This is a genomic window from Ancrocorticia sp. (genome assembly GCF_052089425.1).
Taxonomy (GTDB): domain Bacteria; phylum Actinomycetota; class Actinomycetes; order Actinomycetales; family Actinomycetaceae; genus Ancrocorticia.
Window position 1 is genome coordinate 1 of the sequence record NZ_JBQCZW010000020.1, and the last position, 9,960, is coordinate 9,960.

10 protein-coding genes are annotated in these 9,960 nt (G+C 58.3%); 5 read left to right on the forward strand and 5 right to left on the reverse strand.

What is annotated here, in order from left to right; genetic code table 11:
* Positions 1-392: 392 nt before the first annotated feature.
* Positions 393-1,853 (forward strand): catalase, encoded by a 1,461-nt coding sequence (locus ACTHV6_RS07600; RefSeq protein ID WP_441386686.1) that lies wholly within the window; start codon positions 393-395, stop codon positions 1,851-1,853.
* 143 nt (positions 1,854-1,996) lie between these two features.
* A complete protein-coding gene (locus ACTHV6_RS07605; RefSeq protein WP_441386687.1) occupies positions 1,997-2,503 on the forward strand; it encodes a GNAT family N-acetyltransferase in 507 nt (168 codons plus the stop codon).
* On the opposite strand, the gene ACTHV6_RS07610 is transcribed toward ACTHV6_RS07605, so the two are convergent.
* Positions 2,475-3,212, reverse strand: a complete 738-nt coding sequence (locus ACTHV6_RS07610) for a GntR family transcriptional regulator (protein ID WP_441386688.1) — start codon at positions 3,210-3,212, stop codon at positions 2,475-2,477. The genes ACTHV6_RS07605 and ACTHV6_RS07610 overlap by 29 nt on opposite strands.
* A gap of 57 nt (positions 3,213-3,269) precedes the next feature.
* Positions 3,270-4,124 (reverse strand): class II fructose-bisphosphate aldolase, encoded by an 855-nt coding sequence (locus tag ACTHV6_RS07615; RefSeq protein ID WP_441386689.1) that lies wholly within the window; start codon positions 4,122-4,124, stop codon positions 3,270-3,272.
* Positions 4,125-4,310: 186 nt separating this feature from the next.
* Between ACTHV6_RS07615 and ACTHV6_RS07620 the strand changes: the two genes are divergently transcribed.
* Both ACTHV6_RS07620 and ACTHV6_RS07625 read left to right on the forward strand, forming a co-directional pair.
* Complete coding sequence (locus ACTHV6_RS07620; RefSeq protein ID WP_441386690.1) at positions 4,311-5,105, forward strand: siderophore-interacting protein; 795 nt, start codon at positions 4,311-4,313, stop codon at positions 5,103-5,105.
* 42 nt (positions 5,106-5,147) lie between these two features.
* Entirely contained in the window at positions 5,148-5,870 is a 723-nt protein-coding gene (locus ACTHV6_RS07625; RefSeq protein WP_441386691.1) for a M50 family metallopeptidase, read from the forward strand.
* Here ACTHV6_RS07625 and ACTHV6_RS07630 read toward each other — a convergent pair.
* On the reverse strand, positions 5,863-6,510 hold the full coding sequence (locus ACTHV6_RS07630; RefSeq protein ID WP_441386692.1) for a TetR/AcrR family transcriptional regulator: 648 nt from the start codon (positions 6,508-6,510) through the stop codon (positions 5,863-5,865). The genes ACTHV6_RS07625 and ACTHV6_RS07630 overlap by 8 nt on opposite strands.
* 89 nt (positions 6,511-6,599) lie before the next feature.
* Between ACTHV6_RS07630 and ACTHV6_RS07635 the strand changes: the two genes are divergently transcribed.
* On the forward strand, positions 6,600-9,152 hold the full coding sequence (locus ACTHV6_RS07635; RefSeq protein WP_441386693.1) for an MMPL family transporter: 2,553 nt from the start codon (positions 6,600-6,602) through the stop codon (positions 9,150-9,152).
* Positions 9,153-9,246: 94 nt separating this feature from the next.
* On the opposite strand, the gene ACTHV6_RS07640 is transcribed toward ACTHV6_RS07635, so the two are convergent.
* Both ACTHV6_RS07640 and ACTHV6_RS07645 read right to left on the reverse strand, forming a co-directional pair.
* Positions 9,247-9,585, reverse strand: coding sequence for a hypothetical protein (locus ACTHV6_RS07640; protein WP_441386694.1), 339 nt, complete (start codon positions 9,583-9,585; stop codon positions 9,247-9,249).
* A gap of 3 nt (positions 9,586-9,588) precedes the next feature.
* The coding region (locus ACTHV6_RS07645) for a PTS sugar transporter subunit IIA (RefSeq protein ID WP_441386695.1) at positions 9,589-9,960 on the reverse strand (372 nt) is incomplete at its 5' end.

Consider the following 9,960-nt stretch of genomic DNA (forward strand, 5'->3'; position numbering starts at 1 on the left):
CAAGTGTCACCAAAGTCCTGATACAGAACTGTCACCAAAGTCCTGAGACATCACAGCCTCGATTGGACGGCTCCGGTTTGTCACGCGTTCGTGGTGGCGTCCGGGAAAGCCATACGGAGTTCTTATTTGCCGACGACGACGGCGCCCTCGCCGTTTGCCTCCGCCCCAAACAAATCCCCTGTGAGCGAACAGGTGGCACATTGGACAAAGTGATATAACACGAACACGTTCTGAGGCATGAAAGAGCGTCCCGTCAAGCAAAACCCCGCAGACTCCTCGAAATAACACTGTCAAATCATTCTGGAATAGTTCCAGAAAGAGCTGGCAATTGCCGGGCAAGCTAGATACCGTGGAGGGGAAGAAACTAGCACGTTCACCTTGAAGGAGACGGCATGACAACGTTTGATCCAACTCAACCTTCCACCACTGAAAATGGCGCGCCGCGCGAATCTGATGCACATTCGCTCAGTGTGGGCGCCGATGGCCCCTTGATGCTCCACGATGTGGCGCTGGTCCAGAAGCTCGCGCGCTTCGATCGGGAGCGGGTTCCGGAGCGCAGCCCCCACGCGAAGGGCTCAGGTGCATTCGGCGAATTTGAGGTGACTGGCGATGTTTCCCAGTACACCAAGGCGAAGTTCTTGCAGCCTGGCTCTAAGGTTCGCACGTTGACCCGCTTCTCCACGGTGGCTGGTGAACTCGGCTCTCCCGATACGTGGCGCGACGTGCGCGGCTTTTCCACGCGGTTCTACACCGAAGATGGCAACTTTGACATGGTGGGCAATAATACGCCGGTCTTCTTCATCCGCGACCCCATGAAGTTCCCCGATTTCATCCACTCCCAGAAGCGCCTGCCTGATTCTGGGCTGCGCTCGCAGAACATGCAGTGGGATTTCTGGACGCTATCACCGGAGAGCGCTCATCAGGTTGCCTACCTGATGGGGGATCGCGGCCTGCCACGCACATGGCGCAACATGAACGGCTATTCTTCCCACACCTACATGTGGATTAATGAGGCGGGCGAACGCTTCTGGGTCAAGTACCACTTCATGACGAATCAGGGCGTGGAGAACATGACCAATGAGGAAGCCGGAAAGATGGCTGGCGAGGATGCTGATTTCCATCGCCGCGATCTCTTTGATTCCATTGCGGAAGGCAACTTCCCGATCTGGACCCTGAAGGTCCAGATCATGCCGTACGGCGATGCCAAGGACTACCGCTTCAACCCGTTCGACCTAACGAAAACGTGGAGCCACAAGGACTACCCGCTCCATGAAGTTGGCCGCCTGACCTTGAACGAGAACCCCACAAACCACTACGCCCAGATCGAGCAGGCGGCGTTCAGCCCCTCCAACATGGTTCCGGGCACGGGCGTTTCCCCGGATAAGATGCTGCTTGCGCGCGTGTTCTCCTACCCGGATGCACAGCGCAACCGGATTGGCACGAACTACAACCAGCTGCCGGTTAACGCACCGATCTCTCAGACGAATTCCTACGATAAGGAAGGCGCCATGGAGTTCCAGCATTCCGGTGATGCACCCGTTTACGCCCCGAATTCGTACGGGCGCGCGTATCAGGACGAGGAGGGCCCAGTAGAAAACAATTGGGAGTCCGATGGCGAGTTGGTTCGTTCGGCCTATTCGCTTCATTCCGACGACGACGATTTTGGCCAAGCCCACAGTCTCGTCCGCGGCGTATATAGCGATGCCGAGCGCCAGCGCCTTGTGGAAACAGTGACGGGCGGCTTGCTTGATGGAGTCGAGGAGCCGGTGCTATCGAATGCGTTCCAGTACTGGAAGAACATTGATGCAGAGGTTGGTCAGGCCATCGAAGATGCCTACCATGCGAACGCCTAACGCTCTGATGCGGTAGATTCTCGCGATCTGCGAGAGGCGCCCCTCCGTTCCAATTCTTCTCATGGCGAGAGGAGTTGGTGGGAGGGGCGTTTCGCTCTTTATAGTATTGGCTATTGTTCCCGTGCCGAACCGGAGGAGAGCTCGTGGAAATCAGAGATGCAGTGGCTGGTGACTCGCGCGGGATCACAGCGATTTACAACGATGCGGTGATGAACGGGCGAGCCATTTGGAATGAGACAGCCGTGGATGTTGCAAACCGCGCTCAGTGGATCGCGGATCATCAGCGCGATGGCCTGCCGGTACTGGTAGCCGTGGAGGACGGTGTGGTTCTGGGCTATGCGAGCTATGGGCCGTACCGAAACTTTGACGGCTATCGCAAAACGGTGGAGAACTCCGTGTATATTCGCAGGAATCAGCAGGGTAAGGGCGTAGGCAAGGCGCTCATGATCGAGCTATTGAACCGTGCGAGAGCTGGTGGAATGCACGTGATGATCGCCGCGATCGAAGGCTCGAATACCGGCTCGATTGCGCTTCACGAAAAGCTGGGGTTTGAGCGCGTGGGCCTTCTCAAGGAAGTAGGCTCCAAGTTTGGCGAGTGGCTGGATCTCGTGTTTCTCGAGATCATGTTTGAGGAGGAAGCTCCACGGTGAACTGGGCGGTAATGCTGTAACGCTCAGGCACGTAATGGCTTTCCGTCCACTCGACCGGCGTTCCTCGGGGATCACGAATGAGGCGGCGCTCAACCACCAGTGGAGATCCTTCCTCCACGCGAAGATAGGTGGCGTCCTGTTTGGTGGCTCCCTCTGCCGTGATGGTGCTGGTTCCCTGAGCAGGGATGGCACCTTCGGCTAGTAGGGCTGAATGTAGGGATCCGGAATTCAGATCTGTTTCCAGAACTCCGGCATACTTTGCTGGCAAGGCGTTGTAGTCCAGCACCAACGGCGCGCCGTCGGCCATACGCAGCCTCTCGATGTTGACCACCTTGCTGCCCGGTTCCAGATACAGCTTGTCCAGCTGAATATCGGTACCGGGCACCACCTCGGCTGAGATGAGGAGCGAGGACGGTTCGAGACCTTTCGCCAACATCTCTGCGTTAAACCCGAGGAGATTGGAGAGCTGGCGATCCACAACGGGTGGCGCCACGAAGGTTCCGCGGCCGGGTTCGCGGTAAACCAGCCCGTCATTAACCAACTGGCTCACCGCCGCCCGTGCCGTCATACGGCTCACTCCGAATTCCGTGCACAGTTCAGCATCGCTCGCAAGCTGATCGTGTGGCTGAAGGTGGGCGATCCGGGCCCGAAGTGCTTGGGCAATCTCGAAGTATCGGGGTGCAAAGGCACGAGTTGGGTCTGATACCACGGAGATCTCCCATTCACTGGAGTGATCGGTTTTTAGTTGAAAGTATGCGTGGCCAGTCTATGCCTTCTGGTACAGGCAGGTGACCAACTGAGCCAAGTCTTGTTCTACCGCCTCGCGTGCAGCAACGGTCACGGGAGCCATGACATAGGTTTCTGGGTTGCTTGCGAGGAACGCTTGGGACCCCTGCAGCGCCGCCTTGTCCGCGTACGTGTAGTAGTTGATCTTCTGGACTCCGCGGGTGATGCACTCGCGGTATTCCTCATGGCTCAACCCAGATCCGCCGTGCATGACGATGGGAACGCCCGTGGCTTCACGCAGCTGGACGATGAGATCGTAATCCAGCTTGGGTTCGGCCTTGTACAGGCCGTGGACTGTGCCGAACGAGCAGGCGAGTGCGTCCACTCCAGTCTTCTCCACGAAATCTGCTGCCAGAGCCGGATCAGTATAGAGAGTACGATCGCCAACTCCCTCACTGGAGTCCTTTCCATCCTCGCGCCCTGGCATCACCCCGAGTTCGGCTTCAATGTGCGCACCGTGTTCCTTTGCCAGCGCAACGGCTTCTTTGGTGATGCGCACGTTCTCCTCGTAGGGCAGGCGTGAGCCGTCAAACATGGCGGAGTTGAACCCCACCTCAAACCCGCGCTTGATGAATTCGATGTTCTCTCCGTGATCGATGTGAACAACAAACTTGGCAGATGATCGGGTGGCCAGTGCTACCATCGCCGCTCCGATGCTTTCTACGCTGTTGACTGGATCGTGAACTTCGGCGTGAGCCAGAATCATCGGGATATCGAAGCGTTCGGCAACGCTAATGGCCGCCGTGAGCATTTCGAACGTTGGTGTGTTGACAGCGGCGATTCCGTAGCCGTTCTCTTCGCCGTAGGCGAGGGCTTCCTTGAGACTGATGAGCATTGTGTTCTCCTCACATTGGTCGTAAGAGTTGCAGGCCGAGTGTCCTCTTTGAACCACCGAACCATGGTCCAGACTATACCGTTAATTGACTAGACGGCTATACATGCTCCCTACGTCGTGGCCTGCTTGAACATCGGGACGTGATTTATGTAAGGTGTGCCTTACTTAATTCGTGAGGAGTGAACGATGGGATTTGACGAGGCGCGTAAAGGCCGTGGTTTGTACACGGCAGAGGTAGTGCGCGCGGGGCGAATCACGCCGAATATGGTGCGTGTGACTGTCGGTGGCCCGGATATGGGCAGATTGCCGCGTCAGGGATTTGATCATTGGTTCCGGTTGTTCTTGCCGCGCCTCGATGGCCCAACCGACTTCTCTCATATTCCTGATCACTTCGGTGCTGGCTCCTACATGAAGTACATGGCGCAGACGAAATCGGAAACGCGCCCGGTCCTGCGCAATTACACCGTGCGCAATCATCGCCCGGAAGCCGGCGAACTGGACATTGACTTCGTTGCTCACGGCGATATCGGAGAAGCAGGGCCTTGGGCGCAGCAGGCTCAGCCCGGGGAAAAGATTGTGATCCTCGATCAGGGCTGCGGCTTCGATCTTGCCGGTGATGGCGATTTCTACCTCCTTGTGGGCGATGAGTCTGCATTGCCAGCCATCCTGGGGATTCTGCGCGATATGCCGCGCAACGCTGAGGGCTTGGCGATTATTGAGGTACCCGAAAGCGCGGACATGCAGGATGCGGAGGGGCCCAAGGGTGTTGAGGTCCGCTGGATTGCCCGCAACGATCATGCTACGGCTGCTGGCGCCCTCGCCTTGAAGGAGCTGAGCGGTTTCACCCCACCGGATCCTGAAATCCTGACTGCCTACATCGCGGGGGAGCGCACGCTTGCCACCGAAGGGCGGCGCCATCTTGTCAGAGAGGGTGTTGGCAAGCATCGCATCACGTTCTCAGGTTACTGGCGCGCTGACTAGCCTTCACCCATCCTCCCAGCTCCAGCATGCACAATGGGCACTATGGATTTCTGGGAGGAGTTTGTTGATCGCCTAAGCACCAGTTTCTCGGGTGCGCCGGTGCCTGAGAGTCCGTGGTTACTGACGGGCATTCTCGCGGCCGCGGTAATCGTGCTGGTTCCCGTCCTGTGGATCCATCTACGCCAGATAGTGACCGTGGTTCATGAGCTCGGGCACGCCACCGTTGGTGTGCTATGCGGGCGGAGGTTCACCGGATTCGTCATCAACGCAGATATGTCGGGTCATACCCTCACCACGGGTAAGCCGCGCGGGATCGGACTGACTCTGACGATGTTCGCCGGGTATCCAATGCCGGCGATCATCGGAGCGGCCATGCTTTTCGCCGCGTTGAACGGGCGCGCAGGCCTCGTGCTTGTGGTGGCCTTCGTTCTGATGCTAGTGGCGCTTGTCCGCTCCAAATCGGGCTACACGGTGCTCGTGCTAGTTGCCCTCATCGTGGGAACCGGAGCCGTGTGGTGGCTCAATGATCCCGAACTATCCGCCACGATTGTGTCAGCCGCCGGCATGGTATTGCTGGTGGGGGCATGGCGGCAGTTCTTCGCCGTTGTTTCGAAGGGTGGAAGCCAATCCGATCCGGCTCAGCTGGCTCGCATCACACACCTGCCAGCGTTCATCTGGAATCTGTTCATGCTGGCCCTGATCGGCTTTGCTACGTGGTGGGCAGCTGACCCCATCGTCCCGGTCATTCGGGGCGTACTCAGCTAGTGGGTTTGGGGCCGATAATGGCGCTGACTAGATGCGAAGCGTCCAGAGCGGTTGGGGGAGTGCGGCTGAGGGCGCGCAAGATCACCGCTCCAACGAGTGCCTCTGCGATCTCGTCAAACGGAGCGCCGTTGTAGAGATTCTGCCCCTCGCCGATCCCGGCTTCGAGACGCCCAGTCACAGATTCCAACCCGATAAGGGACTCACGTATACGCATTCCGATGCGTGGGTTCTCGGCTGCGGCAGATACGAGCGAGCGGATCACAACTTCTGTTTCCGGCTTCGAGATGATGTCGAACAGCCTTGTTAGCCATTCTTCAAGATCTCTCCGAATGTCACCGGAATTGGGCAGCGCGAGTTGGTCCGGCAGCAAGATTCCGGCAGTGAGGCATTCGGCAACCAGATCGCCCTTGGATCCCCACCAACGATAGATGGTTTGCTTTCCCACGCCGGCTTCGTGGGCAATCCCCTCGATGGTCATCTTGTCGTAGCCATGGGCGGCAAACAGCTCAGCGGCAGCATCCAAGATGGCCTGATGAGTCTGTTCGTTGCGAACTGGTCCGCTCCGAATCTTGGCCACAACTACCTCCAATACTTCCAGTGTTTCCGGTACCCCGTCCGAGACGATTGGCACACACTTCATGATGGCATACACATTATATTGCATAGACAAGACGGTGCGTCTTACGATTGCGTGGTAACACCTCTTCAACACCGGAAGTCGAATTCTTTATGGCAAAATTGCTCTACCGATTGGGACGATTCTCTGCGAAACGGGCGTGGACGGTGCTGGTCACATGGCTAGTACTGCTCGCTATCGCGGGGGGCGGATTTGCCATCGGGTTCAAAGGACTTGTTGATAGCTTTGATATCCCCGATACAGATTCTGGGGATATCGTTGCGGAGCTTGAGGAGAAGCTCCCCGATTTTAGTGGCGCATCCGGATCGGTGGTGTTCCACACCGAAAATGGTGAAGCCTTTACAGACGAGCAGACCGAGGCAATCGGGACGCTCGTTGGCGGCCTAGAAGACCTTCCAAACGTGGCCTCTGCCGTTGAACCGTTCAGTACGGAAGCGATGAGGGCCACGCAGGCCGAACAAATGGAATCGGGCGCCTCTCAGATTGAGGAGGGGCAGGCGGAACTGACCGCCGCCCGTGACCAGCTGGATGAAGGCCAAGCTCAGCTCGATGCCGGACGCGACCAGCTGGATGAGGCTCAGGCCGAACTGGATACTCAACTCGAACAAGCACAGGCCGCGGGCTACCCCACAGATCAGCTGGAGGCCGGTCAGGCACAGCTTGATGAGCAATACGGTGAACTCGATGCCCAGCAGGAGCAGATTGATTCAGGCCTAGCCGAAATTGAAGGTGGGCAAGAACAGATCGATGCACAGACCCATCAGCTCGATGTAGGCCAAGATCTGCTGGGAATGGCCGATGAGTACAGCCTCGTTTCCGAGGATGGGTCCGCTGCCATCGCAAGTGTCTCCTTTGATGAACAGCTCATGGACCTTCCACAGGAATCGAAGCAAGGGCTGGTCGATTACCTATCCGATAACGCGGTGGATGGTGTGAAGGCTGACGTCTCCAATGAGATCGTCCAAACCATTCCTGAAATCTTCGGCATCAACGAAGTGCTCGGTGTGCTGGTTGCAGGCCTTGTTCTGATCGTTGTTCTGGGTTCGTGGCTTGCTGCTACCTTCCCAATCGTGACGGCCGTGACCGGCGTTGGTATCGCTACCCTCGCGTCTCTCGCGTTCTCCGGCACGATCCAAATGACGTCCGTGACCCCAGTGTTTGGCGTGATGCTGGGCCTCGCGGTTGGAATTGACTACTCTCTCTTCATCTTGAACCGCCACCGCCGCCAGCTCATGGCGGGTAAGGAAGTCCATGATTCGATTGGGCTGGCCAACGGCACCGCAGGTACGGCCGTGGTGTTCGCGGCTTCGACCGTTGTTGTGGCTCTTCTGGCCCTCAACGTCACGGGTATTCCATTCCTCGGCCTCATGGGAACAGTTGGCGCCGTCAGCGTGGCCATTGCGGCACTACTCGCGGTGACGGCAACGCCAGCACTTCTGGGCTTGGCTGGCGAGCGAATGCTCGGAAAGAAGGCTCGCGCCAAGCTTGAGGCACGGCGCGATGGTACGGGCAAGCCCCGAAAGAATTCTCCCGCGCGTGCGATGAAAACGTGGAAGTCCGTGGTTCGGACGATCGTTGGCGTGGTGGTACTGGGAGTCATTGCTATCCCGGCGCTCTCGATGCGGTTGGGGTTGCCAGCAGGAGACGCCCAGCCCGAGGATTCGACGGCCTATCAGGCGTATGAAACCATCGAGCAGGAGTTCGGTGCGGGCGCTAACTCGATGTTGATTGCCACAGCCGATCTTCCAGCTGGCATGGACGAAGGCGAAACGCTTGACGCCCAGCTTGATATCGCCTCGGCTCTCTACGATCAGGACGGCGTGGTGGCGGTTGCGCCCATCGCGGTGTCGGATGATGGCGAGCTTGCCGCCTTCCAAGTGGTGCCAACGGGTGGCCCGAACGATGCATCAACCACGGATCTTGTCCATCAGCTTCGGGACCTGCCCGCCGTGGACGGGCAATACGAACTCGGCGTTGCGGGACAGGCTGCTGTGAACATCGATATTTCTCAGGGCTTGAACGATGCGTTGCCGCTGTATCTGGCCGTGGTTGTTGGCATCTCGCTGATTATCATGATCGTTGTGTTCCGCTCGCTGCTAGTACCGCTGGTGGCAACGCTGGGCTTCGTGCTCTCGCTGTTCGCCACCTACGGAGTGGTGACCGCAGTGTTCCAGTGGGGCTGGCTGAGCACCATATTCGCGGTGACCAACCCGGCGCCTCTCTTGGCGTTCCTGCCGATCATCTTGGTGGGAATCCTGTTCGGGCTGGCAATGGACTACCAGCTGTTCCTTGCCACCGGAATGCGCGAGGCATACGTTGAGGGCGCTCCAGCGCGGGTTGCCGTGTCACAGGGGTACCGCTCCGGACGCCGCGTGGTGACTGCCGCGGCACTCATCATGATTTCGGTGTTCGCGCGCTTCGTGGCCTCGGTTGCTTCCATGATTAAGTCAATTGGGCTGGGGCTGGCCGTTGGCGTTCTGCTGGACGCCTTCGTGGTGCGCATGTGGATCATGCCGGCTGTCATGACGCTGCTGGGTGAATCCGCGTGGTGGCTACCGAAGTGGCTGGATCGCATCCTGCCCCGTGTCGATGTTGAAGGTTCTCAGCTGGAGGGTAATGACCTCTCCGATACCTTGAACACATAGTGGTCTGCTGATCTCGGGGTATATCTCCGGGTGGCATAAGAATGGAGGGGGAACGCCGTTCCCCCTCCATTTGCGTTTACGCGACTGTGGCCGCTTACTCCAAGCGCCACCTCGGCCGCCGCCCCGATCCTCCGGGATCAACGAGTAGAACGGCGACAGGCGGATCAATGGGAAATTGAAGGCCCTGCGTACGTGCAATGTGTGCAGCGGCGCGGCGCCGATCCCCTTCCTCCGTACGTAATCCCGGAATCCTCGGAGCTACGGTGATGATGGCCATACGGATCTCGCCGCGGATTCCGGTGCCGTCAGCTGGCTGGGGTGCACGTCCGGGCCTAGAGCGACGAATCATCACAAGAATGAACACTCCTAGCCCTCCCAGCGCTAAGACGAACCCGACCCCTGCGAGAATGAACAGCACGACGGCTGAGTTCACGATTTACCCCTTCGGTGTGACCTTCAAGAGATCTGCGCCCTCAGCAACCGTTCCCGTGGCGTCCTGTTGAACGGAGGCGAACTTCCGATGATTCGTCACGATCACGGGGGTAATGGGTGAATATCCGGAACGCTTGATTTCTTCGATATCGAAGGTTGCCAGCAGCTGGCCGGCAGTGACCTGATCGCCCTTCTTCACCTTGATGTCAAAGCCCCTACCCTCCATGTTGACGGTATCCAAGCCGATGTGAATGAGCAGTTCAACGCCCGAATCCAAGCGCAGGCCCACCGCATGCCCGGTAGGGAAGGTGAGAATCACTGTGCCAGTGGCCGGAGCCACCACGCGTCCCGAACTGGGATCGATTCCAACGCCTTG